Source organism: Phaeobacter sp. PT47_59 (genome assembly GCF_028890025.1).
Classification (GTDB): domain Bacteria; phylum Pseudomonadota; class Alphaproteobacteria; order Rhodobacterales; family Rhodobacteraceae; genus Phycobacter.
In genome coordinates this window covers 43,341-67,970 of record NZ_JARCJL010000007.1, presented here as the reverse complement: position 1 = coordinate 67,970, position 24,630 = coordinate 43,341, and the positions used below count along the sequence as shown (strand labels likewise).

Sequence of the window (24,630 nt, the reverse complement as noted above, 5' to 3'; positions counted from 1 at the left end):
GGGTGGACCCGGTTATTTCGTTCAGTCTCGTATGTGCCAGGGGATCGGGGAGGATCATTCCTGGTGTTTCTTGTGGTGGCGGATGACCTCATCGATGATGAAGTTCAAGAACGCCTTGGCGAATGCAGGGTCCAGATCTGCCTGCTGCGCCAGGTCTTCAAGCCGTGCGATCTGCTTTGCCTCGCGGGCCGGATCGGACGGGGGAAGGTCGTGTTCGGCTTTCAGCTTGCCCACCGCCTGGGTGTGCTTGAAGCGTTCGCCTAGGGTGTAGACAAGGATCGCGTCCAGCCGGTCGATGCTTTCGCGGTGGCCTTTCAGGATTTCTGCGGCACGGGCCACATCGTCGCGTGTCGTATCAGTCAATGGCCCATCCTTTCGGTTTGAACAGCGGGTCGGCATAGTGGCTGATTTCCATCTCGATCCCATGGGCGATCTGGCTGCCCTTCAGTGCCGCCGGGGACGGATGCCGGTAGACCGCATCGCTGCCGTCGATGGTTTCGGCCTCATTGTCCTTCTTGGCGCCAAGCCGTTCGGCCAGGCGGATGGAATCGAGGTTCTTGGGGTCGATGTAGCTGACCGCCGTGTCCCAGCCCAGGGTTTCGTAGAAATAGCGGCGCGCAGCACTGGTGGCTTCCAGCGCGTAGCCCTTGCCGGCCTTGTCGGGCCAGATGATCCAGGCGATTTCACGCTCCGGCCAGCCTGCGGGTTTCCAGCCGCCGGCCATGCCATAGGTTTCGTCCGTCACCTTGTCGTGGATCATCCACATGCCGAAACCGCGGATCTGCCAATGCCCCATTTCAGCGGCATAAAGCATCCAGGCCTCATAGGTGTTGAGCGGCCCGCCCATGAAACGCGCGCGATAAGACGAGAAGGTCGCCTTGAAGTTCGGGTAATCCTCGGGCTCGGGGCCGCGCAGGATCAGGCGTTTGGTCTCGAGGGTGGGGATGGAGGACGTGGACATTACGCGTAGGCCTCCATGCCGCCGTCGGCCAGCTCCGCCGGGGAGAGGTGGCGCCAGAGTTCCAGCGTGCCAAGGCGCGGATGGGTATAATCGTCACCGCGGCGCGCACCCAGCCGTTTCGCCACCGCGCGGGAGGCGTGATTGTCCGGATGCACCAGGCTGATGGCGGTCTCCCAGCCCAGAGCGTCATAGGCATAGGAACGGGCCGCCATGGCCGCCTCGGTCGCATAGCCCTTGCCGCCGAAGCCTTCGAACAGATCCCAGCCGATTTCCGGCTCGGGCCAGCCATGGGGATTCCAGAGGCCGATATTGCCCGCCAGCTTGCCCGAGGATTTCTCGTCCACGCTCCAGCGCCCGTAGCCCAGCATCTGCCAATGGCCGATCTCGCAGGCGAGGTGCCGCCAGACCTGTTCCGGCTTCATCTGACCGCCCACGTAAGTTGCGCGATCAGAGGCATAAAACTCGCACATGGTGTCGAAATCCGACAGCGCAGGGGCGCGCAGGATCAGGCGTTCGGTCTCGATGGTGGGGACGGTCACGGTCATGGGGCGTTACTTCTTCTTGCCAAAACCGGAGAGGCCACCGGGCAGGCCGCCCATGCCCCCAAGACCGGGCAGGCCACCGGGCAGACCGCCCTTGCCGCCAAGCGCCTTGGCTGCGGCCTCCATCGCCTTGGGGTCCAGCTGGCTGGGATCCATGCCGCCGGGCAGACCGCCTGCCATATCGGGCATGCCGCCACCCTTGCCGAACATGCCCTTCATGGCCTGTTTCAGCATCTTGCCTTTGCCCATCTTGCCCATCTTCTTCATCACATCCGCCATCTGGCGGTGCATCTTCAGAAGCTTGTTGAGGTCGGAAACCTCCATGCCGGAGCCCGCCGCGATGCGCTTCTTGCGCGAGGCCTGCAGCAGGGCCGGGTTGGCGCGCTCCTTCTTGGTCATCGACTGGATCATGGCGATCTGGCGCTTCAGCACCTTGTCGTCCATGCCGGAGTCTTCGACCTGTTTCGCCATCTTGGCCATGCCGGGCATCATCTGCATCATGCCCTGCATGCCGCCCATCTGGAGCATCTGTTCAAGCTGCATCTTCAGGTCATTCATATTGAAATGACCCTTCATCATGCGCTTCATCATCTTCTCGGCCTGTTCGGCCTCGATGGTTTCCTGCGCCTTCTCGACCAGGGCCACGATGTCGCCCATGCCAAGAATGCGGCCCGCGATCCGGTCCGGCTCGAAGGTCTCGATGGCGTCCATCTTCTCGCCAAGGCCGACAAAGCGGATCGGCTTGCCGGTGACGGCGCGCATCGACAGCGCCGCACCGCCGCGCCCATCGCCGTCCATCCGGGTCAGAACCACGCCGGAGATGCCGATCTTGGCGTCGAATTCCTCGGCGACTTCGACCGCGACCTGACCGGTCAGACCATCGACCACCAGCAGGGTTTCGCGCGGCGAGACCACATCGCGCACATCCTCGACTTCCTGCATCAGGACTTCGTCGATCTGCAGGCGACCGGCGGTATCCAGCATATAGACGTCATAGCCACCCAGTGCCGCCTGCTGCTTGGCGCGTTTGGCGATGTCGACGGGTTTCTGGCCCTTGACGATGGGCAGGGTGTCGACGCCGATCTGGGTGCCCAGGACCGCCAACTGATCCATCGCGGCCGGGCGATAGACGTCGAGCGAGGCCATCAGGACCTTCTTGCCCTCTTTTTCCTTCAGCCGCTTGGCCAGCTTACCGGTGGTGGTGGTCTTACCCGAGCCCTGCAGGCCGACCATCAGGATCGGCGCGGGCGGGTTGTCGATCTTGAGCGTGCCCGGATCGCCTTCACCGCGCAGGGTTTCGACCAGGGCATCATGGACGATCTTGACGACCTGCTGGCCGGGCGTCACCGATTTGGTCACGGCCTGGCCGGTGGCCTGATCCTGTACCTTCTTGACGAAATCACGCGCCACGGGCAGCGAGACGTCCGCCTCCAGCAGGGCGACGCGCACCTCGCGCAGGGCGGTCTTGACGTCTTCCTCGGAGAGGGCGCCCTGTTTGGTCAGCCGGTCAAATACACCGGAAAGGCGTTCGGATAGATTTTCAAACATGCCTTGCGGCCTCCTTTGAGCCGGTTTCGGTTTTCTGCCCCCGGTATGTAGGGACCACGACGCCCATGCACAAATGCCCCCACGGGCGTAACACGCTGGTGGAGGGCGATCCCCGGCAATGCACGGGGACCGGAAGACATGGGAATCTTCCGGAAAGTTGCGCTGTCCCTACGCCGGATCGGTTGGGGAGTCAACTCTGCTGGGGTTTGTAACCGGAGCAGGGCGCCGCATTGTGCCTTGGGCAGATTTGCGGCATGAGAGGCAACAGCACATGACCAATAGCGGATCGACAGCCAGATGAATACCAGCGCCGGGGACATTTCGACCATGCCCGTCTCTTCAGATGCGCTCTTGGCGCGGCTGGATGACTGGGGGCTGGCCTACAGGCTTCACGAACATATCCCCCTGCGCACCGTCGAGGATGCCAAGACGGTGGAAGATCAGATCATGGAGCCGGGCCTTACCACGCTTCGGATCAAGAATCTCTACCTGCGGGATCGCAAGAAGCGCAACCTCCTGGTCTCGGTCGAGCAGGACCGCGAGATCGACCTCAAGGCACTGGGCAAGGAGATCGGCGCGCCGGGGCTCAGCTTTGGTTCGGCGGATAGGCTGATGGAGCACCTGGGGATCTTTCCCGGCGCCGTCAGCCCGCTGGCGATGATTACCGGGGCGCAAAAGGGTGTGGCCTTCCACCTGGATCGCGCCGCGCAGCAGGCGGATGTGATCTCGATGCATCCGCTCATCAACACCCGCAGCGTCGTCATGGCGCGCGGCGACCTACTGGCCTTCCTTGACCGCATCGAGGTCGAGGTGAACTGGATCTGAAACACGGGCAGCGCCTTGCGTTTCGCATATATAAGGAATGACATCCCATGGCTGACAACAAACGTATCGTCCTGTCCAGCGACCACGCCGCCATCGACATGCGGCAGGCCATCGCGAAACATATCGCGGCAAAGGGCTGGGAGGTGGTCGATATCGGCCCCACCACCCCCGAAAGCACCCATTATCCCAAGCACGGCGAAGCAGCGGCGCAAAAGGTTGCCTCGGGTGATTGCGCGCTGGGCATCATTCTCTGCGGCACCGGGCAGGGCATCATGATGGCGGCCAACAAGGTCAAGGGCATTCGCTGCGGCGTCTGCTCGGAACCCTTCTCGGCCCGCATGACCCGGGAACACAACGATGCCAACATGCTGTCGATCGGGGCGCGCGTGGTCGGGGAATCGCTGGCGCTGGAGATCGTGGACGCCTTCCTTGACGCCGCGTTCGAAGGCGGTCGCCACGGCACCCGCGTCGATATGATCAAGGAGATCGAAGCCTGAGCGGTTTCGATCCTGCCAAAGACAAAAGAGCCCCCGGATCCGGGGGCTCTTTTCGTTTCTATGAGAGAGGGGCGGGAGCCGGATCAGGCCGCCAGCGCCTCGATCTGGGATTTTGCCTTGGCGAGGGCGGCGCCTTCGTCGATGGCCAGGGTGTCGGCTGCGACGATCTCGACCTCGGTGATGCCCATGAAGCCCAGCATGTGGCGCAGGTAGCCGGTGGCGAAATCCACGGCCGACCCGGCCTCGGTGCCGCCCGAGGCAACCGCGATGATGGCGCGCTTGCCTTCCAGCAGGCCAGCGGGGCCAGCCTCGCTATAGGCGAAGGTCAGGCCAACGCGGGCGACCAGGTCGATCCAGGCCTTCAGACCGGCAGGCACCGAGAAGTTGTAGATCGGCGCGCCGATCACCAGCGTGTCGGCGGCCTTCAGTTCCTCGACCAGCGCGTCGGACAGGGCCAGCAACCCTTTCTGTTCGTCGCTGCGCTGATCGGCAGGGGTGAAGTTGGCGCCGATCCAGGCCTCGTCCAGCAGCGGCAGCGGTGTCGCCAGGTCACGGCGGATCACCTCGTCAGCGCCGAGGCGCGCGACGATCTGGGCGGTCAGATCGCGGGAGACGGAGCCTTCGCGGCGGGCGGAGGAGTCGATATGCAATACGGTCTTGGTCATTGTGTTTTGTCCTGTTCTGGGGTGAAGCTTTGAAAACACAAATGTGTCATTGCAATTTTGAACGCAATTCTCGATATTTCACAGGATATGCGCAAATTTGCACATGGGGCCGCCCTCTGCAAATTGACAACGGAGAGACAGATGGAAAACTGGGATGAGGTGCGCACGGCCTATCAGGTGGCGCGTATGGGCACCGTCAGCGGCGCCGCCGAGGTCTTGGGCGTCCACCACGCCACGGTGATCCGCCATATCGACGCGATCGAGGCGCGCCTGGGCGTCAAACTGTTCCAGCGCCATGCCCGTGGCTATACCCCGACCGAATCCGGGCAGGATCTGTTGCGGGTGGCGCAGACCACCGATGACCAGTTCAGCCAGCTGGCCGGGCGGCTCAAGGGGCAGGGCGACGAGGTCACCGGCGAATTGGTCGTCACCTCCCTGTCCTCCCTGTCGCACCTTCTGGTGCCGGTGCTGACGGATTTCCAGCAGATGCATCCGGGATTGATCATCCGCTACCTGACCGGAGAGCGCCTGTTCCGTCTGGAATACGGCGAGGCCCATGTGGCAATCCGGGCCGGGAATGCGCCGGACCAGCCGGACAACGTGGTGCAACCCTTCCTCAGCCAGCGGGTCGGTATGTTTGCAACGACCGATTACGTGGAACGGTACGGCATGCTCGGTGGCGTGGAGGACCTGCACAACCACCGCTTTGTGGGCAGCGACAATGAGAACAGCCGGGCGCCGTTCTATCGCTGGCTGCGCGAGCATACGACGCCGGAGACCATCATGTTCCGCTGTACCGATGGGGTTGCCATGCAGGAGGCGGTGCTTGCCGGGGCGGGGATCGGTTTCCTCTCGCTCTGGGAGGCCGCGCGTCACGACAACCTTGTGCAGATGATGGAACCCTTGAAGGAATGGGAGGGCAGCCTGTGGCTGGTCACCCATGTGGATTTGCATCGCACCAACAAGGTGCAGAGCTTCCTCAAGTTCCTGAAAGAAAGGTCCAAGGAATGGGTGGCATGACTCCTGCCCTGAAGGGGCATCTGGCCATGCTGTTGTTCTCGGCGCTGGTGGCGGGGTCATTCTCGCTGGGCGTGATGGTGGCCAATGAGATCGCGCCCGCGGCATTGAACGCGGCGCGCTTTGCCTTGGCTGCGGTGATCATCGGCGCGGTTGCCATTGGGACGCGGAAACTCCGCGCCAGTCATTTCCATGCGCCCTGGCGGTTCCTGGTGCTGGGCGGGCTGTTCGCGGCCTATTTCGTGCTGATGTTCTACGGGTTGAAGACGGCGGACCCGGTCAGCGCCTCGGCGGTTTTCACCCTGACCCCGGTGATGAGCGGGGTGTTCGGCTGGATCCTGTTGCGGCAGGTGACCACCCCGCGCATGGCGCTGGCGCTGGCCATTGGTGCCACAGGCGCGCTTTGGGTGATCTTTCGCGCCGACTGGTCCGCCTTTGTCGTCTTTGAGATCGGCCAGGGCGAGATGATCTATTTCCTCGGTTGCGTCTCCCACGCGATCTATACGCCCATGGTGCGCAAGCTGAACCGGGGCGAGCCTGCGGTGAGTTTCACCTTTGGCATGCTGATTGCGGGTGCGGTGATCCTGACGGTCTTTGGCTGGAGCGACATCCGCACGACCGCTTGGACCGACCTGCCGGGCATCGTCTGGGTGGGGCTGTTCTATCTGGCGATCTTCGCCAGCGCGACGACCTTCGTGCTGCTGCAATACGCGACCCTGCACCTGCCCTCGGCCAAGGTGATGGCCTATACCTATCTCACCCCCTCTTGGGTGATCGTCTGGGAAGTGGCGCTGGGCCGCCCAGTGCCCTCGGGACTGCTTCTTGTTGGGATCGCGCTGACGGTGATCGCGCTGGTGCTGCTGTTGGAGGATGACGCGAAACCTGCCCGCGCGCCGAGCTGATCCCGCCTATTCGCGGTTCTCATCCTCGCCACCCAGTTCGGAAGCAAGGAAGCGTTCAAAGGCATCAAGGTTCACCGGCTCGAACTGGCCAAAGCCCTGCATCCAGACCGAAGCGCCGCGCAGCGCATCCGGTTGCAGCTTGCACCATTTCACCCGGCCCCGTTTTTCCTGCGCGATCAACCCTGCGCGGGTCAGGATGGTCAGGTGCTTGGAAATCGCCGCCAGCGACATCTCGAAGGGTTCGGCCACATCGGTCACGGCCATGTCGTCTTCCAGCAGCATGGTCAGGATCGCCCGCCGGGTGGGATCGGCGAGGGCGGCAAAGACGGTATCGAGATCAGCGCGGTCAGTCACCCCTTGCCGTTAGACGCAAGGGTTTGACCGGTCAAGGCCCGGCTTGGCATCACAGGCGCCCGTTTTGGGGTGATTTTCTTACTTAACCGGAGGGTTGAATGAGGATTTTGCCCTGGAATCTCCAGCCCCTGGCTGTCCGGTTCCTACATTGGCTGAGTTTGCTTGGCGGAATTATATTTTAAATCAATACATTAGGCGCTGTGCCGCAGTCCCATCTGAACAATTGACTCTTTACCCCGCACCCCTTAGCACCCTCATCAGAATTCGCGTGAGGATGGCGCCCGTGACAGATGATGACCAAAAGCAGCGCATGGCGCAGCTGGAGGCCAGACTGGCGGAGGCGCGTAAGGCCCAAGAGCCCAAGCCGCGCGCGGATGAGCATTATTCCCTGGCCAACCAGGCCTGGCGGATGGTGATCGAATTGGTGGCCGGTCTCGGGATCGGCTTTGGCATCGGATATGGGCTGGACCAGCTGTTTGGAACCCTGCCCTTCTTCATGGTGCTGTTCATATTGCTGGGGCTTGCCGCCGGGGTGAAGACGATGCTTCGCACCGCGCAAGAGATCCAGAACGAGAAACTGGCCAAAGAGGCCGACAAAAATGCGCAAGACCGGGGCTGACCCACAGGGGGCAGGTTCTGGCGACAGGAGACACGGACAGATGGGCAAGATTTTCTTTTTCGCGGCACTGGCGCTGGTCGTCGTTTCGGGCTTCCTTTTCGCGCCCGAGCATGCCGCCCTGGCGATCCACCCGATGGACCAGTTCAACGTGAGCCCGCTTTTTGGTGATCACATCGCCTGGTACACCCCGACCAACGTGACCCTGTGGATGGGCCTGGCGATCGTCGCGGTCTTTGCCCTGCTGGTTCTGGGCTCCTCGCGCCGCGCCATCGTTCCGAGCCGCGCCCAGTCGGTTGCGGAACTGGCCTATGGCTTCATCTACAAGATGGTTGAGGACGTTGCCGGCAAGGACGGTGTGAAGTTCTTCCCCTACATCATGACCCTGTTCATGTTCATCGTGATGGCGAACTTCCTGGGCCTGATCCCCGGCTCTTTCACCACCACCTCGCATATCGCCGTGACCGCCGTTCTGGCCGCGCTGGTCTTCTTCACCGTGACCATCGTCGGCTTCGTCAAGAATGGCGTCGGCTTCCTTGGCCTGTTCTGGGTGTCGAGCGCGCCGCTGGCACTGCGCCCCATCCTGGCCATCATCGAGCTTATTTCCTACTTCGTGCGCCCCGTCAGCCACAGCATCCGTCTTGCTGGTAACGTCATGGCTGGCCACGCGGTTCTGAAGGTGTTCGCAGGTTTTGCCGCCGCTCTGGGCGCGTTCAGCTTCCTGCCGATCTTCGCCATCACCGCAGTCTACGCGCTCGAAGTTCTGGTGGCCTTCATCCAGGCCTATGTGTTCACCATCCTGACCTGCGTGTACCTCAAGGACGCACTGCACCCGAGCCACTAAGGCAGGATTGTACCCTCATCCGGGTGGGCCAGATGGCCCTCCCGAGACCCTAAATCACCAATTCCATCGTAAGGAGAGAAATCATGGAAGGCGATATCGCACAACTCGGTCAGTTCATCGGCGCAGGCCTGGCAGCAATCGGTTCCGGCGCAGCCGCAATCGGTGTGGGCCACGTTGCCGGCAACTTCCTGGCAGGCGCTCTGCGCAACCCGTCGGCAGCCGCCGGCCAGACCGCAACCCTCTTCATCGGCATCGCGTTTGCAGAAGCCCTGGGCATCTTCTCGTTCCTGGTCGCTCTGCTGCTGATGTTCGCTGTCTAAGACCTCAGGAACCTCAATCCTTACGGCCGGGCGGCGCGGATCTTCGCGCTGCCCGGTGTAACGGCAAGTTCCCAAGGAGAACGACATGGCATCAAACACGCAAGAGGCAGCACACGGCGCAGCAGATGCCGCGCACGGCTCTGCACCGGGCATGCCGCAACTGGATTTTTCGACCTTCGGAAACCAGATCTTCTGGCTCGCCGTTGCGCTGGTCGTGATCTACCTCATCCTGTCGCGCGTAGCCCTGCCCCGCATTGCGGCGGTACTGGCCGAACGCCAGGGAACGATCACCAACGACCTCGCCGCGGCTGAAGATCTGAAAGCCAAGGCGGTCGAGGCCGAAAACGCATATAACAAGGCCCTGGCCGACGCCCGCGCGGAAGCGCAGCGCATCGCCGCCGAGGCCCGTGCCGAAATTCAGGCCGATCTGAACGACGCAATCGCCAAGGCGGATGCGCAGATCACCGAAAAGGCCGCCGAGTCTGAAAAGGCCATCGCCGAAATCAAGGCGGGCGCGCTGGACAGCGTCAAGACCGTGGCCAATGACACCGCAGAGGCGCTGGTTGCAGCCCTGGGCGGCAAGTCGGACGCCAAAGCCATCGCGGCTGCGGTTGACGAGCGGATGAAAGGATAAGGACATGCGCACAGTACTGGCAATTGCCCTGACCCTTGGCGCCACCTCGCCTGCCTTTGCTGCCGGTGGTGGTATGGACCTGTCCAACACCAACCTGGTTGTTGCTCTGGCCTTCATCCTGTTCATCGGCATCCTGCTGTTCGCCAAGGTTCCGACCTTGATCGGCGGTCAGCTGGACCAACGTGCCGAAGGCATCCAGAAAGAGCTGGACGAAGCCCGCGCCCTGCGTGAAGAGGCCCAGACCATTCTGGCCTCCTATGAGCGCAAGCAGCAGGAAGTCCAGGCTCAGGCGGATCGCATCGTGGCAGCTGCCCGCGAAGACGCCGAAAAGGCCGCTGCAGAAGCCAAGGTCGATCTGGAAAAGTCGATTGCGCGCCGTCTGGCCGCAGCCGAGGATCAGATCGCTTCCGCCGAAGCTTCGGCCGTGAAGGAAGTTCGCGATCAGGCGATCTCCATCGCCGTTGCAGCCGCCGACCAGGTGATTGCAAAGCAGATGACCGCAACCGAAGCGAACAAGCTGATCGAAGCGGCTATCGCGGATGTGGACGCCAAACTGCACTAAGCGGCACCATCAACGCTGAATTCGAAAAACCCGGCCCTGGTGGCCGGGTTTTTTGTATGCATCCACCGGCTGTGCGGTGGCCGACCTTGACAGGCACGTGGCAGAGACGCGGCCGCTCCATTCGTCCTGCAGGGGGGGGCAAACGGGGCCTATCCATAAGGATAGGGCATATGATCAGACGCACCTTTTCTATGCGCTTTGGTGGCGCTGCGCGATCTGCCGGATTGTTTTAAAACTGTAATCAACACGCAATGAAGGAAAGACCCATGGCAGTTGAAACAGGTATTACCAGAGCCTTTGAAATCACCGGTTCCGCGGTGAAGTTTCAGCCACTGTCCCTTCGTGCAGCCGCGGAAGCCGCGGAACCAGGGCGGATCATATCCACGCAATGCTATGGCCTCGGGCTTCCAAGCCTGAGCTATCGACGCGCTCCCAGCGGCAAGACCACCTTTCTGGAACGATTTTCAGCCGCATAACCCGTTGCGCAACGCGTTAGCCATTACACCGTATACCGGCTGTTCACACCCAAGCGCTAAACTGCCCGCACAGGCAGAGGCGTTTGGGGAATTCAGTAGATGTCGGATCTGGCGCAACAGATCAAACAGGCCATGGGATCGCATGGCTGCTGGAAGCTGCAACTGTCAGAGGCCGTGGCCAAGGGCAGGTTGAGCAGCAGTTCTCTGGAGATTTCGCGGGACGATCTTTGCACCTTTGGCAAGTGGCTGCGGCAGCTGTCTCAGGATCCAGTGGTTGCCAATGCGGCAGAGTACCGGCTCGTGGTCGAGGCCCATGCGCGGTTCCACAAGGCTGCGGGGCAGATCGCCAGATGCGTTGAAAACGGCGAGGTCGAGGCGGCAGCAGCGCTGTTAAACGGGAGTGATTTCCAGAAGATCTCGGATCGGCTCACCTCGACGATGGCGGATTGGCGCCAAAACCTGCAACCGGGTGTTTCGCACGGCGCCTGACCGGTTTCAGGATTTACTTCTTTCGTGCTCCAGCCTTTGGCGGGCGATCTCTGCATTGCGTTCGGCGCGCTGGTGATCCATCAGCGCCTGTTTCACATAGTCCAGATGGCGCTCGACCGCGGCGCGCGCACCACCCGGATCGCGGGCCTGCAGGGCCGCGTTGATGGCGCGGTGCTGCTCCACTATGGCGTCATAGGTGGTGTACTGCTGGAACATGACCTTGCGATTGTAGAACACCCCCTCGCGCAGAAGGTCGATCATCGAGCGCATCATATGCAGCATGATCACGTTGTGGCTGGCATCCATGATGGCGGAGTGAAACTCGGCATCAAGCTGGGCCGCCTCTTCCGATTCAGCGGGGTTTCCTGCGGCTTCCATCTTGTCAAAGATGGTCTGGATCACCTGCAGATCATCGTCCGAGCCAAGCCGCGCTGCCCGTTCTGCCGCCAGGCCCTCCATGTCGCGGCGAAAGGACAGATAGTCAAAGACCGCTTCGTCATGGCTGGAAAACAGCTGCACCAGGGCAGGGGAGAAGGCCGAGCCAAGAACATCGCCCACAAAGACCCCGGATCCGGCTTTGGATGTCAGCAGCCCACGATCCTGCAATTCGCCGATCGCCTCGCGCAGCGACGGGCGCGACACGCCAAGACGCTCGGCCAGTTCCCGTTCGGCCGGCAGGCGTTCGCCGGGCGACAGGATCCCGCGCAGAATCAACTGCTCGATCTGGCGCACAACCGAGGTGGAGAGCTTTTCGGGTTGGACTTTCTGAAACGGCATCGGTGCCTCGGACCCTGTAACTAGACACATGGAAGGGTGGTTGAATTGGTCAAATCATATGACCGCGGCCCGCGCAAGCTTTCTAACCCGCGGCAACAAACGGAATGATCCGATCACTCTTTTGTAATAAAAGGTCAGATTTGTTGACTTAATGTTGGTAAAACATACTTTCGGCTCAAGTGGTCCAGGAGAAACGCCCATGTCGTTGAAAGAGATCTTTGCCAGTCGCGCCCTGCGCATGAAGGCATCGGAAATCCGCGAGTTGCTGAAACTGCTGGACCAGCCAGGAATCCTGTCTTTTGCCGGGGGCATCCCGGATCCCTCCCTGTTTCCGGCGGAGGCCTTTGCCGATGCCTTTGGTCAGGCGCTTACGAACGGGCAACAGGGGCAATCGCTGCAATACTCCGTCAGCGAGGGGTATCTGCCGCTGAAGCAGTGGATCGTGGAGCGCATGGGGCGGCTCGGCATCACCTGTACGCCGGACAATATCCTGATCACCTCCGGGTCGCAGCAGGCGCTGGATTACCTGGGCAAGCTGTTCCTGTCGCCGGGCGATACCGCGCTGGTGACGGCGCCGACCTACCTGGGCGCGCTAGCGGCTTTCAACGCTTATGAGCCGCGCTATGACCAGTTGACCCTAGAGGGTAATCGCACCGCGCAAAGCTATCGCGATGGCGCCGAAAGCTCTGGCAGTGCGGTGAAATTCGCCTACCTGTCCGCCGATTTCGCAAATCCCACCGGGCAGACGGTGACGGAATCTGTCCGCGCCCGCCTGCTGGACCTCGCCGAGGAGCTGGACTGCGCCGTGATCGAGGATGGCGCCTATCAGGACCTGCGCTATGACGGGACGCCGGTGTCGCCGATCCTGGCCATGGAACTGGGCCGCAAAGGCTCGATCGAGGACTGCCGGACGATCTATTGCGGCTCTTTCTCCAAGACCCTGTCGCCGGGGTTGCGGGTGGGCTGGGCGGTGGCCGCCAAGCCGGTGATCTCTCAGATGGTGCTGATCAAACAGGCCGCCGACCTGCATTCGGCGACCGTGAACCAGATGGCCGTGAACACCGTGGCACGGCAGATCTTCGACGCCCATGTGGAGAAGGTGCGCGCCGCCTACAAGGCCCGCCGGGATGCCATGCTGGCGGCCTTGCAGCGGCACATGCCGCCCGGCGTGCACTGGACCCGGCCCGAGGGGGGCATGTTCGTCTGGCTGACCCTGCCTGCGGGCGTGAGCGGTGCAGAACTGTTGGCGCGCTCGCTTGAGACGGTGAAGGTCGCCTTTGTGCCGGGCCAGGCCTTCTTTGCCGATGGCGGTGGCAGCAATACGCTGCGGCTCAGCTTCTCGGTGCTGGCCGAGGCAGAGATCGAGGAGGGGATCGCCCGTCTGGGGCAGCTCCTGTCCGAAGCCCCTGCCCAGACTCGGCAGCAGGCCGCGCAGATGGTATGATACGCCTCAGCTCCGGCGTTTGATGGCCGGGCAAGAGGGGTGAGGCGGCTCCGATGCGCGTTCCGACAATTGCGGTTTCTCTTTTGCTGATGGGCTGTGCTGCGCCCAGCACGCACTTCCAAGGGATCGAGCCGGTGCGGGTGACGGTGGAGGGCAGCAGCTTTGATCTGCGCCAACGCGGCACCCTGATCGAGGCGGTGCGTATCAACCCCGAATATGCGCCCCGCTTGGGACCGCTGAGGGATCGCGCGCGGCGCGCGATGGCGGCTTCCAGCGGCTGCAGGGTGCGTTGGGTGATGGGGGATCAGGCGCTATTGCTGGGGCGCCTGGACTGTCGCGATCGCCTGTGATCGCGGGTTTCGGCCTGTTTTTTCGGGTTATCCACAAGATATAGTGGCGACAGCCTGCCTTTGGTCCTGATTTGGGGGCTGCGCCGTTGACTCACGGCCTGCGAACCTGCTGAGGTTTTTGCCACGAGAATCACAAAGGGGCGGTTTTGCGCTTTTCCAAACTCAGGCTCAACGGCTTCAAAAGCTTTGTCGATCCGACCGATCTGATCATCGCGGATGGGCTGACCGGCGTTGTCGGGCCGAATGGCTGTGGCAAGTCGAACCTTCTGGAGGCGCTGCGCTGGGTGATGGGGGAGACCCGCGCGCGTGCCATGCGCGGCGGCGGCATGGAGGATGTGATCTTTGCCGGCACCTCCTCCCGTTCGGCGCGCAATTTCGCCGAGGTGAGCCTGCAGATCGACAACAGTGACCGGCTGGCGCCCTCCGGGTTCAACGACAGCGATCAGCTGGAAATCGTTCGCCGCATCACCCGCGACGTGGGCAGCGCCTATAAATCCAACGGCAAGGATGTGCGGGCGCGCGATGTGCAGATGCTGTTTGCCGATGCCTCGACCGGCGCGCATTCGCCGGCCCTGGTGCGGCAGGGGCAGATTTCCGAGCTGATCAACGCCAAACCCAAGGCACGCCGCCGCATCCTGGAGGAAGCCGCAGGCATCTCCGGCCTTTATCAGCGTCGCCACGAGGCGGAGCTGAAGCTGAAGAACACCGAACAGAACCTGCTGCGCGTCGATGACGTGATCGAACAGCTGGCAGCACAGCTATCGCAACTGGCGCGGCAGGCCAAACAGGCGCAGCGCTATCGCGATATCGGGGAAAAGCTGCGTCTGGCCGAGGGCATGTTGCTCTATCGCCGTTGGCGCGAGGCGGACGATGCCCGCCAGGCGGCCGAGGACGAGCTGCGCATCCGCATCACCCAGGCTGCCAAGGCTGAGGCGCTGAGCCGTGCTGCGGGTGAAAAGCGCGCCAAGGATGAAGAGGCGCTGCCGCCTCTGCGCGAGGAAGAAGCCATTGCCGCCGCCATCCTGCAGCGCCTTGTGGTGCAGCGCGATGCGCTGAGCGACCAGGAGGCGCAGGCGCGGCAGGCGATTGAGCGGCTGACCTCCCGCATTCAGCAGCTTGGCAATGACATTGAACGTGAAGGGGGGCTCAACCGCGATGCGGGAGAGACCATCGAGCGCCTTGAATGGGAACAGCGCGAACTCTCCAAGGCCAGCGAAGGCCATGATGATCGCCTGTCCGAGGCCGCCGAACTGGCGCGCGATGCCGGGCAGATCCTGGAGGCGCGCGAAGAGCACCTGGCACAGGTGACCGAAGACGTGGCCCGGCTTGCCGCGCGCCACCAGTCGGCCCGCCGCCTGGTCGAGGATTGCCAGCGTGCCCTGCAACGGGCGACGGACGAGGGCGAGAAATCCCGCGCCGCACAGGAGAGCGCAGAGGAAGCGCTGGAGCAATCGCAAGAGCGGTTCGAGGCTGCCGTTGCCGCCGAGGAAGATGCCCGCGAAGCCGCCGAGGCCGCCGAAGAGGCGCTGGCCGCCGCGGATGAGCTGCGCGCCGACACCCAGGAGCGCGAGACCGAGGCGCGCTCGCAGCGCTCGGAAGCCGAAGGGGAGCTGGGGGCGCTCAGAGCCGAGGTGACCGCGCTGGCCAAACTGGTGGAGCGCGACACCGCCGAGGGTGGCCAGATCCTGGATGAGCTGAGCGTGACGCCGGGCTATGAAAAGGCGCTGGGTGCGGCCCTCGCGGATGATTTGCGCGCGCCTTTGGCGGAGGTGGATGGTCCCACCGGCTGGGTAACGCTGGCAGGCTATGATCGCGACGCGCCGCTGCCGGATGGGGTGGATCCCCTGGCGAAATATGTCTCCGGCCCCGAGGCGCTGGCCCGGCGGATCGGTCAGATCGGCCTGGTGGAAGGCGATGCCGCCCGCGATCTGCAGGCGCAGTTGAAGCCGGGGCAACGGCTGGTGACGCTGGACGGGGATCTGTGGCGCTGGGATGGCTACCGGGCCTGGGCCGAGGATGCCCCCAGTGCCGCCGCGCTGCGGTTGGAACAGCTCAATCGGCTTGAGGCCCTGAAACAGGACCTGGAACGGGTCGGGGCCCGTGCCGATGGCGCCCGCGCCGCCCATGAAACGCTGCTGCGCAAGCTCGAAGAAGTGTCCCAGGCGGATCAACTGGCCCGTCAGGCCCGCCGTGCTGCCGACCAGCGCGTCGCGGATGCGGCCCGCGCGCTGAGCCGGGCCGAGGCGGATCGCAACATGGCTGAGGGCAAGCTGGAAACCCTTGGCATCGCCCTGGCCCGTCACGACGAAGACGCCATGGCCGCGCGCCTGCAGCTGACCGAGGCCGAGACCGCCCATGCGGATCTGGGGAATCTCGACGAGGCCCGCGCGGTGGTGGAAGAGATCAAGCAGCAGGTGGAAGCCGCCCGTATCACCATGCTGACGCATCGCTCCTCTCATGACGAGCTGCGCCGCGAGGGCGAGGCGCGCACCAAACGCGCCCAGCAGGTCACCAAGGAACTGTCGGGCTGGCGTCATCGCCTTGAAACCGCCGAACGGCGGATCGAAGAATTGGCCGAACGGCGCGAGGCCTCGCAGGAGGAGTTGGAAGACGCCCATGCGGTGCCGGCCGAGATCGCCGAAAAGCGCGAAGAGCTGAACGAGGCGATCGAGGAGGCCGAGGCCCGCAAGGCGGCCGCCACGGATGCCCTGGTCGCGGCCGAAGGTGTGCTGCGCGAGGCGGTCCAGGCGGAACGCGATTGCGAGCGGCTGGCCTCCGAGGCGCGCGAGGCCCGCGCTCGATCAGAGGCGCGGTTCGACGGGGCGCGCGAAACCGTCGCCCATGCTGCCGAGCGGATCGCCGAGGAACAGAATTGCGCGCCGCAGGCGTTGCTCGAACAGCTGGACACCGACCCGGATCAGATGCCCTCGGCCGAGGCGCTGGAGGCGGAAGTATCCCGCCACAAGCGACAGCGCGATGCCCTGGGCGCGGTGAACCTGCGCGCCGAGGAGGACGCCCGCGAGATCCAGACCGAATATGACGAGCTGGTTGCGGAAAAGCAGGATCTGGAGGAAGCGGTAAAGACCCTGCGTAGCGGCATTGCCAGCCTCAACCGCGAAGGGCGCGAACGTCTGCTGACCGCCTTTGAGCAGGTCAACGCCAGCTTTGCCATGCTGTTTACCCATCTCTTTGGCGGCGGCGAGGCGAACCTGGTGATGGTCGAAAGCGACGATCCGCTGGATGCGGGCCTGGAGATCATGTGCCAGCCGCCGGGCAAGAAGCTCTCGACCCTGTCGCTCTTGTCGGGCGGTGAGCAGACCCTCACGGCCATGGCGCTGATCTTTGCGGTCTTCCTGTCCAACCCGGCGCCGATCTGTGTGCTGGACGAGGTGGACGCACCGCTGGATGACGCCAATGTCACGCGCTTCTGTGACCTTCTGGATGAGATGTGCCGCCAGACCGACACCCGCTTCCTGATCATCACCCACCACGCGGTGACCATGGCGCGCATGGATCGGCTGTTTGGTGTCACCATGCAGGAAAAGGGCGTCAGCCAGCTGGTTTCGGTCGACCTGAAGAAGGCCGAAGCCATGGTTGCCTGATCGGTTTCCCGCCCCTTGGGGGCAACCGATCTGCGCCGTCTCGGCGGAAACTCCCCCCTGTCAGGCCGGAGAATTTCTTGTGCCAGGGCAGGCCCCGACTTAGGCTCTTGCTAAACGCCCAAAGGAGAGCCGCCATGCCCCTCGCCAGATCCCTTGCCGTCGCCAGCCTCGTGATGCTGCCTTTGGCGGCGCAGGCCGAAAACCTTTATGCCTTGGATGCAGGAAGCCTGGCGCGGTTCTTCGAGAATGAGGGAGCCGAGGTCGAGCGGACAACCGACAATGTGGGCGACCCCAAATTGCGTGTCGACTATTACGGCAGCGAATTCTCGGTCTACTACTACGGCTGCGACAACAACCGGAACTGCGATGCGGTGCAGTTCTTCTCGGGCTATCAGACCGATGGCTCCGTGCGCCTGTCCAAGGTGAACGAGTGGAACATGCAGAACCGGTTTGCCCGCAGCTATATTTCCGAGGAAGGCTCGGCCCGGATCGAGATGGACATCTTCATGGGTCAGGACGGGATCAGCGCCGATGACTTTGCCCGCCAGGTTTCGATCTGGTCGCGTGCGATGAAGGATTTTGAAGAGTTCATCGGCTGGTAAGCCTTTGCCCGTGCAGCTGCAGCTTAAATCGGGGTCGGGCTCTGTCACCGGATCGTGACCCCGCCTAGCCCTCAAAACCGCTAGGCTGCGGGGATGAGATGCGCCCTGGTATCAACAGCACTGTTTCTTTTGGCGGCTGCGGCTGTGGCCGATGCGCCCGGTTGGGCTTTGCGGCCCTCAGATCGGCCATTTGATCCGGTCGAACTGGCCGCGCTGCCGGGGCAATCCTTCGTGTTCTACGATGATGGAGAGGCCCGTTTTGGTTCCGATGGAGCCTATTCCTATACCTATTCAGCGGTGAATGGCGGCGGCACCAGCTGGGGCAGCTATCACCTTGCGCCTGACGGCAGTGTCTGCATCGACTTCGTGGACGGGTTTTCCCGCTGTGATCTCTATGTTCACAGCGGCACCCGCGTGGTGCTGATCACCCAAAAGGGCGCGCGGTTTCCTGTGCGCTAAGGCCTGGGTGTCAGAGCCGGTTCAGCAGCGCAGGCGTGGGCCAGGCATCGGCTGGCAGGCCAAGGCGTTTTTGTTCACTCTGTACCGCGATCCGGGTCTTGGCACCCAGGATGCCGTCGATATCCCCCACGTCATGCCCCAGGGACCGCAGCTTTTTCTGGAGCTGCTTCATCTGCGCGCCGCTGAGGCCCTGATCGGGATTGCCTGCGTCATAGACCGCAGCGCCCTCCAGCCGGGTGGCGAAATAGGCGGCGGTCATCACGTAGGTGAAACTCTGGTTCCATTCGAAATAGACGTCGAAATTCGGATAGGCGAGGAAGGCCGGCCCCTTGTGCCCCTGCGGCAGGATCAGCGAGGCGGGCGTTTCAGGGGCGGGCAGGCGTCCGTCGCGCGCGGCAACCCCCATGCGCGCCCAGTCCGCCACACTCAGCTTTTGCGCAGGCCCGGTGAGCGACAGATCGATGCCGCCGGGCAGGCGCACCTCCTGGATCCAGGGCTGCCCTGCGCGCCAGCCGAGGTGGGACAACATCTTGGCCCCGGACATCAGCGCATCGGGCGCCGAGGTCTTGAGCGTCACATGCCCGTCGCCATCCGCATCGACGCCGTTTTCAAGAATGTCGCGGGGCAGCATCTGCACCATGCCGATTTCCCCGGCCCAGGCGCCGGTGGTGCGCGCCGGGTCGAAATCTCCGTGTGAAAACAGCTCCAGCGCGGCAAAGATCTGCGGGCGAAACAGCTCCGGGCGGCGGCAATCATGGGCCAGGGTCACCAGCGCGTTGCGGGTGTTGAAATCGCCCTGGAAGGCGCCGTAATCGGTCTCGAACGCCCAGAAGGCCAAGAGCACGCCGCGGTTGATGCCATAGGTGCTTTCGATGCGCCGGAAGGTGCTGTCGTATTTCTTTGACATTGCCTTGCCCCGGTCGATCCGGTTCTGCGAGATCAGGCGGCGCGAAAACTCAATAAAGGGTTTCTGGAACACCCCCTGTGCCCGGTCGGCGCGCAGCACCTTTGGATCCTGCTCTGTACCCTTGAAGAAGGCGTTCACCGTGGCGGGATCAAAGCCTGCTGTCACGGCCTCCTGTTTCAAGCCTGCGATGAAATCAGAAAAGCTGCCGCCGCATTCAGCCATGGCGCTTGCGGGCAGCAACGCGGCGGTTGCAAGGGAAAGGGCCAGTTTGCGCATGCCTTCGGTGTCCTTTCTAGACAGGGAGGTTGCCTTGATATGTGCTAGAAGATCACCGCGATGGCAACTGTCAACACAAGGCCTAGCGCCCAGGCCATCCACAGCATCTCGGTGCAGCGCCGGATCGCATGGGCGTCAGCGCTTTTGGCGCCAGCCTCGTGCACCCATGGAAAATCGCGCATCTTTCCGTCGTAGGATCGTGGCCCCGATAGCGCCACGTTCAATGCGCGCGCCATGGCCGCCTCGGGCCAGCCGGCATTGGGAGAGCGGTGCTGTTTCGCATCGGCCGCGATGGCGGGCCAGTCGCGCAGCACGCGGCCGCTCACCGCGATCAGCACGGCGGTCAGCCGCGCCGGGATCAGGTTCAAAAGATCATCCAGCCGGGCGGCGGCCCATCCGAACTCCTCGTAACGCGCGTTGCGGTAGCCGATCATGCTGTCGGCGGTATTGATCATCTTGTAGGCGATCAGCCCCGGCAGCCCGGCCACCAGGAACCAGAAGGCGGGTGCAATCACCCCGTCCGACATGTTTTCCGCACCGCTTTCGATGGCAGAGCGCGCCACTTGCGGGCCGGTCATGCCGTCGGTGTCGCGGCTGACGATCATCGCCACCGCCTGGCGCCCGCCCTCCAGACCGTTTCGCAGCCCTGTGACCACGGCCAGAAGATGATCGATCAGGGAGCGTTGCGCGATCAGCACGGCGGCCAGCAGGATCTCGACCAGGGGACCAAAGAGCGACAGCAGCCAGCCCAGGATCAAGCCCGTCAGGATCAGAGCCGATGCGGCCGCCACGCCCTTGATCTTGCGACCACTGCCTGCGTTCAGCCCCTCGTCCAGTGTCTTGACCAGCCGACCCATCAGCACAGCGGGATGCGGCAGACGATCCCACAGCCAGCGCGGTTCGCCAAAGAGCGCATCCAGGATCAGAGCAAGGGCAAGGAGTGTGGCGGTGCTCAAAGGGCGGCCTCCAAACGGGTCCAGCCATGGTCCGGCGGCAGGCCAAGGCGCAGGTATGTGGTGGAATAGGGGAAGATGCGGCTCCAGATATGGGCGCGGGCCAGCCGGTCCTGCCAGGCGGCGGCATCATCCACGCGGTAGAGCCGGAACAGATCGGTTCCACCGACCAACTCGGCCCCTTTGGGCAGGACCAGATCGTCTAACCGGGTGGCATCGCGTGCCAGCCGGGCTCGGGTCTGCACGGCCCAATCACCATCGGTGAGCGCGCGAATGCCGGTCTTCAGCGCCGGGCCGGACACGGCCCAGGGGCCTTGCAGATCGGCCAGGCGTGAAATCAGCGCCGGATCCCCGATGGCAAAGCCCAATCGCAAGCCAGCCAGCCCCCAGAACTTGCCAAAGCTTTTCAGGACCAGCGTTCCCGGCTCCTTGGCCAGGTGGATCAGGCTTTGATCCGGGCAGATGTCGCAGAAGCTTTCGTCGATGATGCGAAACGGCGTGTTGAAGTCTGAGGCCTGCCACAGGCGCCCGTCGGGATTGTTGGGATGGACGGCGACGCAGGCCTCGGCCGGCTGGGTGTCTGCGATGCGCCAGCCCTGCGCGAGAAAGGCGGCAGCGTGTTCATTATAGGTGGGCGTGTCGATCCGTACCCAGCGGGCGGCCGCCAGCGCAGGTGCCAGGGCAATCAGGGCCGAGGCGCCGGGGGAGGCCAGCACCGCCGCACCCTCTGGCACGCGCCAGAACTCGCGCGCCGCCCGGTGCAGCTCGTCGGCGGCGGTCGCATCGGGCAGGGCGGACCAATCCTCGGCTGTGAAATCGGGCAAGGGATAGGGGGCTGGATTGATGCCGGTGGACAGATCGATCCACTCCGAGCGCAGGCCGCCATATGTGGCAATGGCTGCGGAGAGATTACCGCCATGGTCGCGTGCGGTGGGTTCAGCCCCGGTATCCAGTGTCACCATTTCAGGCCCTGACTCGTGAAAGGACACCGATCACCCGGTGCCGGTCGTCAGCCATATGAAACAGGTCAGGTGATAAAGCAACTGGACACTGCAACCCAGGGCGGCATTTTGCGGGCTGGCAGTCAAAAAGGTAAGGAATTCCTTAGCTTCTTCCGTGCGGAGCCTCCCAGTCGATCACCGGGTTGATCGGCAGGATCCGGTTCGGATTGATGGTGTCGTGGCTGTAGTGATAGTGGCGCACGATGTGCTCCATGCCGACGGTCTGTTTGACGCCGGGCCACTGGTACAGTTCTCGCGTATAGGCCCAGAGGTTCGGGTAATCGATCAGCCGGTTGCGGTTGCACTTGAAGTGCAAATGATAGACCGGATCGAACCGCAATAGCGTGGTGAACAGGCGCCAGTCGGCCTCGGTCACGCGGGTGCCCAGCAGGTATCGGTGTTCTGACAGAAGGTCCTCCAGCCAGTCGAGCGTGTCGAACAGCGGCCCGATTGCCGTATCATAGGCCTCTTGCGTGGTGGCAAAGCCGCAGCGATAGACCCCGTTGTTGAGCGTGTCGTAAATGCGTGCGTTGACCGCCTCGATCGGTTCGCGCAGCTCTTCGGGCCAGTAGTCGTCGCGATTTCCTGTGAGATCGTCAAAGGCCGAGTTGAACATGCGGATGATTTCCGAGCTTTCGTTCGACACGATGGTGTTGCGCTGCTTGTCCCAGAGGATCGGCACGGTGACCCGACCCGAATAGGTGGGATCGGCGCGGGTATAGATTTCATAGGCGTAATCATGGCTGAACAGGGTATCACCGGTGGCGCCATGATCGTCGGTCTGAAAGGTCCAGCCGCGATCCAGCATGTCGGGGTGGACAACCGAGACAGAGATATGGTCGGCAAGGTCTTTCAACTGGCGAAAGATCAGGGTGCGATGCGCCCAGGGGCAGGCGAGCGAGACATAGAGGTGATAGCGCCCGCTTTCGGCGGCAAAGCCCGCATCGCCCGAAGGGCCTGCGCTGCCGTCCGGCGTGATCCAGTTGCGAAACCGCGAGACCGAGCGCTCAAAGGCACCGCCTGTCGATTTGGTATCGTACCATGTGTCCTGCCATGTGCCGTCGATCAAAAGACCCATCGTTTCGCTCCTTACCGTTCCAGACCCGCAAAATAGGCAAAGCGGGCCTGCGCGCCACGCCAACAGGCGCGCAGCTTCTCTGCGGATCTGCACAGGGGCGCGTGTCCTGCGACCACATGCAGCGGATTTCAGGAAAACTTCACTTGATTTTAGGGCATTGTGAGTCACCCTAGGGCGTGCCCGCAGATCAGAAGATCCCACCAGGAAGGCAATTGCCATGACCACCTATGTTCCCAAGGCCGTTCAGGACGCATTGGACGCCGCGCGTATTCAGGGGATGAAGAAGAAAAGCCGCCTGCGTGTGCAGGTGGGCGAATCCCAGTTTCCCGTTCTGCGCATGTGGAAGGACGGCTTTTCGGTGGAAGAGGTGGACGCACCGCAACTGCGCGGCCTGGTCGATCTCTACGATGGTGCCCGTCACCTGTCGCAATGCCTGATCGTTGCCTCCGAAGCCGAAGGCGGCGAGATGCGCTATGAGTTCAAGCGGGCGACCGCGGCCGCCGAGAAGGCTCCGCTGGATTTCTACCGAGCGCCGGACGCTCCGGTTGGGCTGATCTCATACGACGGGCTGCACGGCGAGGCGTGAGACCTGCCAGCGGCGTGACTTAATGGAGAGACCTTGCCAACTATTGGCATTGGTGGGCGCAGCCATAGGCCGCGCCCTTTGTCGTTTGATTACTGCAGATCCGAGAAGGCCTCGGCCAAGCGCGCGCAGGCCTCTTCGATGCGGGAGCGTTGTGTGCCAAGGTTGAAGCGCAGGAAATCTTCCCCGCCGGTGCCGAAGGTGGTGCCGTGGTTGGCGGCGATCTTTGCGCCCTGTTCGACCCTTTTGGTAAATTCCTCGCGGCTCATGCCGGTGCCGGAGAAATCGACCCAAGAGAGATAGGTCGCGGCCAAGGGCATCGACGACAGACCGGGGATCTTGTCGATCGCGGCGTCAAAAACCTGACGGTTGCCATCCAGGTAGGCGACCAGTTGATCGGCCCATTTGGCACCTTCGGGCGAATAGGCGGCGGCAGTGGCGAATTGCCCGGCCGAGTTCGGCGCCAGGGCAAGGGCCAGCATGCGGCGCTGGAATTGTTCACGCAGGTGCGGATCGGGAATGATCACCTGACCCGTGTGCAGGCCCGCAAAGTTGAAGGTCTTGGACGGCGCGGTCAGCATCAACAGCCGCTCGGTCACGTCCGGAACCGCGTTCTGCATCGGGATGTGTGTGTGGCCGGGATAGACCAGATCGTGGTGGATCTCATCCGACAACAGGATCAGATCGTGGCGCTTGGCAAAATCCGCAACCGCCTGCAGTTCCGCCTGGCTCCAGACGCGGCCGCCGGGATTGTGCGGCGAGCAGAGGATGACCATCTTTTCCTTGCCGGTCATCTGCGCATCATAGGCGTCAAAATCCATCTCGTAGCGACCATCAGTGTTGGTCATCAGGCATTCGACAACCTCGCGGCCCGCATTGCGGATCACCTTGGCAAAGGCGTGATAGACGGGCGTGAACAGGACGATGCCATCGCCGGGCTGAGTGAAGGTATCCAGGCACATGCCGACACCGTTCACGAGACCCGTGGTGGTGAAGATCGCGTCGGCCTCCACCTCCCAGCCGTGGCGGTTCTGCATCCACCAGCGGATCGCGTCCTTGTAGGGTTTCTCGCAGTTCACGTAGCCATAGACGCCGTGATCGGCCATCTCGCGCATCTTGTCGGTGACCGCGGGAGGTACCGGGAAATCCATGTCTGCCACCCACATCGCCAGCCCGTCATCGGGCGAGACGCCATATAGGCTCTCCATCATGTCCCATTTGGCGCAATGGGTGCCGCGGCGGTCGATGAGGGTGTCAAAATCCATGGCTCGAAACTCCGGTTGTTTGGCAGTGAAGCTACGCACAATGACGCCATGCGCAAGGGGGGCGTTGCAGGGCGGGGTGCA

29 protein-coding genes are annotated in these 24,630 nt (G+C 63.0%); 17 read left to right on the top strand and 12 right to left on the bottom strand.

The window, feature by feature from the left end; all coding sequences use genetic code 11:
• Positions 1 to 54: 54 nt before the first annotated feature.
• From PXK01_RS08455 to ffh, 4 genes are read right to left on the bottom strand one after another with little or no spacing between them, the layout of a single operon-like run.
• On the bottom strand, positions 55 to 399 hold the full coding sequence (locus tag PXK01_RS08455) for a chorismate mutase (protein WP_446728358.1): 345 nt from the start codon (positions 397 to 399) through the stop codon (positions 55 to 57).
• Positions 356 to 961, bottom strand: a complete 606-nt coding sequence (locus PXK01_RS08450) for a GNAT family N-acetyltransferase (RefSeq protein ID WP_274847634.1) — start codon at positions 959 to 961, stop codon at positions 356 to 358. The genes PXK01_RS08455 and PXK01_RS08450 overlap by 44 nt, the downstream gene beginning before the upstream one ends.
• The gene (locus PXK01_RS08445; RefSeq protein WP_274859637.1) at positions 961 to 1,506 is read right to left on the bottom strand and encodes a GNAT family N-acetyltransferase; all 546 of its coding nucleotides are present in this window, start codon (positions 1,504 to 1,506) and stop codon (positions 961 to 963) included. Before PXK01_RS08445 ends, PXK01_RS08450 begins: the two co-directional genes overlap by 1 nt.
• A 6-nt stretch (positions 1,507 to 1,512) precedes the next feature.
• Positions 1,513 to 3,051, bottom strand: a complete 1,539-nt coding sequence (gene ffh / locus PXK01_RS08440; protein WP_274847636.1) for a signal recognition particle protein — start codon at positions 3,049 to 3,051, stop codon at positions 1,513 to 1,515.
• Positions 3,052 to 3,348: 297 nt separating this feature from the next.
• On the opposite strand from ffh, the gene PXK01_RS08435 reads away from it, so the two are divergent.
• A complete protein-coding gene (locus tag PXK01_RS08435) occupies positions 3,349 to 3,876 on the top strand; it encodes a prolyl-tRNA synthetase associated domain-containing protein (protein ID WP_274859636.1) in 528 nt (175 codons plus the stop codon).
• A gap of 47 nt (positions 3,877 to 3,923) precedes the next feature.
• Entirely contained in the window at positions 3,924 to 4,373 is a 450-nt protein-coding gene (rpiB, locus tag PXK01_RS08430) for a ribose 5-phosphate isomerase B (RefSeq protein WP_274847638.1), read from the top strand.
• Between the two features lie 83 nt (positions 4,374 to 4,456).
• On the opposite strand, the gene PXK01_RS08425 is transcribed toward rpiB, so the two are convergent.
• The gene (locus tag PXK01_RS08425) at positions 4,457 to 5,038 is read right to left on the bottom strand and encodes an FMN-dependent NADH-azoreductase (RefSeq protein ID WP_274859634.1); all 582 of its coding nucleotides are present in this window, start codon (positions 5,036 to 5,038) and stop codon (positions 4,457 to 4,459) included.
• Between the two features lie 141 nt (positions 5,039 to 5,179).
• Between PXK01_RS08425 and PXK01_RS08420 the strand changes: the two genes are divergently transcribed.
• On the top strand, positions 5,180 to 6,058 hold the full coding sequence (locus PXK01_RS08420) for a LysR family transcriptional regulator (protein WP_274859633.1): 879 nt from the start codon (positions 5,180 to 5,182) through the stop codon (positions 6,056 to 6,058).
• Positions 6,055 to 6,957, top strand: a complete 903-nt coding sequence (locus PXK01_RS08415) for a DMT family transporter (RefSeq protein ID WP_274859632.1) — start codon at positions 6,055 to 6,057, stop codon at positions 6,955 to 6,957. The genes PXK01_RS08420 and PXK01_RS08415 overlap by 4 nt, the downstream gene beginning before the upstream one ends.
• Before the next feature lie 6 nt (positions 6,958 to 6,963).
• On the opposite strand, the gene PXK01_RS08410 is transcribed toward PXK01_RS08415, so the two are convergent.
• The gene (locus tag PXK01_RS08410) at positions 6,964 to 7,311 is read right to left on the bottom strand and encodes an ArsR/SmtB family transcription factor (RefSeq protein WP_274859631.1); all 348 of its coding nucleotides are present in this window, start codon (positions 7,309 to 7,311) and stop codon (positions 6,964 to 6,966) included.
• A gap of 274 nt (positions 7,312 to 7,585) precedes the next feature.
• Between PXK01_RS08410 and PXK01_RS08405 the strand changes: the two genes are divergently transcribed.
• The 7 genes from PXK01_RS08405 (at position 7,586) to PXK01_RS08375 (ending at position 11,252) form a co-directional block, all read left to right on the top strand.
• Positions 7,586 to 7,930, top strand: a complete 345-nt coding sequence (locus PXK01_RS08405; protein WP_274859630.1) for an AtpZ/AtpI family protein — start codon at positions 7,586 to 7,588, stop codon at positions 7,928 to 7,930.
• 40 nt (positions 7,931 to 7,970) lie between these two features.
• Entirely contained in the window at positions 7,971 to 8,771 is an 801-nt protein-coding gene (locus PXK01_RS08400) for a F0F1 ATP synthase subunit A (RefSeq protein WP_274847644.1), read from the top strand.
• A gap of 83 nt (positions 8,772 to 8,854) precedes the next feature.
• A complete protein-coding gene (locus PXK01_RS08395) occupies positions 8,855 to 9,091 on the top strand; it encodes a F0F1 ATP synthase subunit C (RefSeq protein ID WP_008205040.1) in 237 nt (78 codons plus the stop codon).
• An 85-nt stretch (positions 9,092 to 9,176) separates the two neighbouring features.
• Entirely contained in the window at positions 9,177 to 9,725 is a 549-nt protein-coding gene (locus PXK01_RS08390) for a F0F1 ATP synthase subunit B' (protein ID WP_274847645.1), read from the top strand.
• A 4-nt stretch (positions 9,726 to 9,729) separates the two neighbouring features.
• The gene (locus PXK01_RS08385; protein WP_274847646.1) at positions 9,730 to 10,287 is read left to right on the top strand and encodes a F0F1 ATP synthase subunit B; all 558 of its coding nucleotides are present in this window, start codon (positions 9,730 to 9,732) and stop codon (positions 10,285 to 10,287) included.
• 266 nt (positions 10,288 to 10,553) lie between these two features.
• Complete coding sequence (locus PXK01_RS08380; protein ID WP_274847647.1) at positions 10,554 to 10,763, top strand: hypothetical protein; 210 nt, start codon at positions 10,554 to 10,556, stop codon at positions 10,761 to 10,763.
• 99 nt (positions 10,764 to 10,862) lie between these two features.
• A complete protein-coding gene (locus PXK01_RS08375; protein WP_274847648.1) occupies positions 10,863 to 11,252 on the top strand; it encodes a CZB domain-containing protein in 390 nt (129 codons plus the stop codon).
• A 6-nt stretch (positions 11,253 to 11,258) separates the two neighbouring features.
• Here the strand turns inward: PXK01_RS08375 and PXK01_RS08370 are convergent, their stop codons facing one another.
• Complete coding sequence (locus PXK01_RS08370) at positions 11,259 to 12,029, bottom strand: FadR/GntR family transcriptional regulator (protein WP_274859628.1); 771 nt, start codon at positions 12,027 to 12,029, stop codon at positions 11,259 to 11,261.
• A gap of 199 nt (positions 12,030 to 12,228) precedes the next feature.
• Here PXK01_RS08370 and PXK01_RS08365 point away from each other — a divergent pair, with 199 nt between their 5' ends.
• The 5 genes from PXK01_RS08365 to PXK01_RS08345 all read left to right on the top strand — a co-directional run bounded on the left by PXK01_RS08365 (position 12,229) and on the right by PXK01_RS08345 (position 18,486).
• On the top strand, positions 12,229 to 13,473 hold the full coding sequence (locus PXK01_RS08365; protein ID WP_274859627.1) for an aminotransferase-like domain-containing protein: 1,245 nt from the start codon (positions 12,229 to 12,231) through the stop codon (positions 13,471 to 13,473).
• A 53-nt stretch (positions 13,474 to 13,526) separates the two neighbouring features.
• Positions 13,527 to 13,823 carry a hypothetical protein gene (locus PXK01_RS08360; protein WP_274847651.1) on the top strand — a complete coding sequence of 99 codons (297 nt, stop codon included), beginning with the start codon at positions 13,527 to 13,529 and terminating at the stop codon, positions 13,821 to 13,823.
• Positions 13,824 to 13,969: 146 nt separating this feature from the next.
• Positions 13,970 to 17,425 carry a chromosome segregation SMC family protein gene (locus PXK01_RS08355; RefSeq protein ID WP_274859626.1) on the top strand — a complete coding sequence of 1,152 codons (3,456 nt, stop codon included), beginning with the start codon at positions 13,970 to 13,972 and terminating at the stop codon, positions 17,423 to 17,425.
• A gap of 134 nt (positions 17,426 to 17,559) precedes the next feature.
• The gene (locus PXK01_RS08350) at positions 17,560 to 18,027 is read left to right on the top strand and encodes a YbjN domain-containing protein (protein ID WP_274847653.1); all 468 of its coding nucleotides are present in this window, start codon (positions 17,560 to 17,562) and stop codon (positions 18,025 to 18,027) included.
• Positions 18,028 to 18,120: 93 nt separating this feature from the next.
• Complete coding sequence (locus tag PXK01_RS08345) at positions 18,121 to 18,486, top strand: hypothetical protein (RefSeq protein ID WP_274847654.1); 366 nt, start codon at positions 18,121 to 18,123, stop codon at positions 18,484 to 18,486.
• A gap of 10 nt (positions 18,487 to 18,496) precedes the next feature.
• On the opposite strand, the gene PXK01_RS08340 is transcribed toward PXK01_RS08345, so the two are convergent.
• The 4 genes from PXK01_RS08340 to PXK01_RS08325 all read right to left on the bottom strand — a co-directional run bounded on the left by PXK01_RS08340 (position 18,497) and on the right by PXK01_RS08325 (position 22,701).
• Entirely contained in the window at positions 18,497 to 19,669 is a 1,173-nt protein-coding gene (locus PXK01_RS08340; protein WP_274859624.1) for a lytic murein transglycosylase, read from the bottom strand.
• A 44-nt stretch (positions 19,670 to 19,713) separates the two neighbouring features.
• Positions 19,714 to 20,625: an adenosylcobinamide-phosphate synthase CbiB gene (gene cbiB, locus PXK01_RS08335; RefSeq protein ID WP_274847656.1), complete on the bottom strand. Its 912-nt coding sequence runs from the start codon at positions 20,623 to 20,625 to the stop codon at positions 19,714 to 19,716.
• On the bottom strand, positions 20,622 to 21,584 hold the full coding sequence (locus PXK01_RS08330; protein ID WP_274859622.1) for a threonine-phosphate decarboxylase: 963 nt from the start codon (positions 21,582 to 21,584) through the stop codon (positions 20,622 to 20,624). Before PXK01_RS08330 ends, cbiB begins: the two co-directional genes overlap by 4 nt.
• Positions 21,585 to 21,726: 142 nt before the next feature.
• Complete coding sequence (locus PXK01_RS08325) at positions 21,727 to 22,701, bottom strand: glutathione S-transferase family protein (RefSeq protein WP_274859620.1); 975 nt, start codon at positions 22,699 to 22,701, stop codon at positions 21,727 to 21,729.
• A gap of 217 nt (positions 22,702 to 22,918) precedes the next feature.
• Here PXK01_RS08325 and PXK01_RS08320 point away from each other — a divergent pair, with 217 nt between their 5' ends.
• Positions 22,919 to 23,287: a hypothetical protein gene (locus PXK01_RS08320; RefSeq protein WP_274847659.1), complete on the top strand. Its 369-nt coding sequence runs from the start codon at positions 22,919 to 22,921 to the stop codon at positions 23,285 to 23,287.
• An 89-nt stretch (positions 23,288 to 23,376) separates the two neighbouring features.
• Here PXK01_RS08320 and PXK01_RS08315 read toward each other — a convergent pair whose 3' ends face one another.
• On the bottom strand, positions 23,377 to 24,549 hold the full coding sequence (locus tag PXK01_RS08315) for a MalY/PatB family protein (protein ID WP_274859619.1): 1,173 nt from the start codon (positions 24,547 to 24,549) through the stop codon (positions 23,377 to 23,379).
• Positions 24,550 to 24,630 lie beyond the last annotated feature (81 nt).

Bases quoted from the DNA above. Each gene is read 5' to 3' on its own strand.
- PXK01_RS08455 (WP_446728358.1), bottom strand. From the start codon at position 399: ATGCCGACCCGCTGTTCAAACCGAAAGGATGGGCCATTGACTGATACG.
- PXK01_RS08450 (WP_274847634.1), bottom strand. From the start codon at position 961: ATGTCCACGTCCTCCATCCCCACCCTCGAGACCAAACGCCTGATCCTG.
- PXK01_RS08445 (WP_274859637.1), bottom strand. From the start codon at position 1,506: ATGACCGTGACCGTCCCCACCATCGAGACCGAACGCCTGATCCTGCGC.
- ffh (WP_274847636.1), bottom strand. From the start codon at position 3,051: ATGTTTGAAAATCTATCCGAACGCCTTTCCGGTGTATTTGACCGGCTG.
- PXK01_RS08435 (WP_274859636.1), top strand. From the start codon at position 3,349: ATGAATACCAGCGCCGGGGACATTTCGACCATGCCCGTCTCTTCAGAT.
- rpiB (WP_274847638.1), top strand. From the start codon at position 3,924: ATGGCTGACAACAAACGTATCGTCCTGTCCAGCGACCACGCCGCCATC.
- PXK01_RS08425 (WP_274859634.1), bottom strand. From the start codon at position 5,038: ATGACCAAGACCGTATTGCATATCGACTCCTCCGCCCGCCGCGAAGGC.
- PXK01_RS08420 (WP_274859633.1), top strand. From the start codon at position 5,180: ATGGAAAACTGGGATGAGGTGCGCACGGCCTATCAGGTGGCGCGTATG.
- PXK01_RS08415 (WP_274859632.1), top strand. From the start codon at position 6,055: ATGACTCCTGCCCTGAAGGGGCATCTGGCCATGCTGTTGTTCTCGGCG.
- PXK01_RS08405 (WP_274859630.1), top strand. From the start codon at position 7,586: ATGGCGCCCGTGACAGATGATGACCAAAAGCAGCGCATGGCGCAGCTG.
- PXK01_RS08400 (WP_274847644.1), top strand. From the start codon at position 7,971: ATGGGCAAGATTTTCTTTTTCGCGGCACTGGCGCTGGTCGTCGTTTCG.
- PXK01_RS08395 (WP_008205040.1), top strand. From the start codon at position 8,855: ATGGAAGGCGATATCGCACAACTCGGTCAGTTCATCGGCGCAGGCCTG.
- PXK01_RS08390 (WP_274847645.1), top strand. From the start codon at position 9,177: ATGGCATCAAACACGCAAGAGGCAGCACACGGCGCAGCAGATGCCGCG.
- PXK01_RS08385 (WP_274847646.1), top strand. From the start codon at position 9,730: ATGCGCACAGTACTGGCAATTGCCCTGACCCTTGGCGCCACCTCGCCT.
- PXK01_RS08380 (WP_274847647.1), top strand. From the start codon at position 10,554: ATGGCAGTTGAAACAGGTATTACCAGAGCCTTTGAAATCACCGGTTCC.
- PXK01_RS08375 (WP_274847648.1), top strand. From the start codon at position 10,863: ATGTCGGATCTGGCGCAACAGATCAAACAGGCCATGGGATCGCATGGC.
- PXK01_RS08370 (WP_274859628.1), bottom strand. From the start codon at position 12,029: ATGCCGTTTCAGAAAGTCCAACCCGAAAAGCTCTCCACCTCGGTTGTG.
- PXK01_RS08365 (WP_274859627.1), top strand. From the start codon at position 12,229: ATGTCGTTGAAAGAGATCTTTGCCAGTCGCGCCCTGCGCATGAAGGCA.
- PXK01_RS08360 (WP_274847651.1), top strand. From the start codon at position 13,527: ATGCGCGTTCCGACAATTGCGGTTTCTCTTTTGCTGATGGGCTGTGCT.
- PXK01_RS08350 (WP_274847653.1), top strand. From the start codon at position 17,560: ATGCCCCTCGCCAGATCCCTTGCCGTCGCCAGCCTCGTGATGCTGCCT.
- PXK01_RS08345 (WP_274847654.1), top strand. From the start codon at position 18,121: ATGAGATGCGCCCTGGTATCAACAGCACTGTTTCTTTTGGCGGCTGCG.
- PXK01_RS08340 (WP_274859624.1), bottom strand. From the start codon at position 19,669: ATGCGCAAACTGGCCCTTTCCCTTGCAACCGCCGCGTTGCTGCCCGCA.
- PXK01_RS08330 (WP_274859622.1), bottom strand. From the start codon at position 21,584: ATGGTGACACTGGATACCGGGGCTGAACCCACCGCACGCGACCATGGC.
- PXK01_RS08325 (WP_274859620.1), bottom strand. From the start codon at position 22,701: ATGGGTCTTTTGATCGACGGCACATGGCAGGACACATGGTACGATACC.
- PXK01_RS08320 (WP_274847659.1), top strand. From the start codon at position 22,919: ATGACCACCTATGTTCCCAAGGCCGTTCAGGACGCATTGGACGCCGCG.
- PXK01_RS08315 (WP_274859619.1), bottom strand. From the start codon at position 24,549: ATGGATTTTGACACCCTCATCGACCGCCGCGGCACCCATTGCGCCAAA.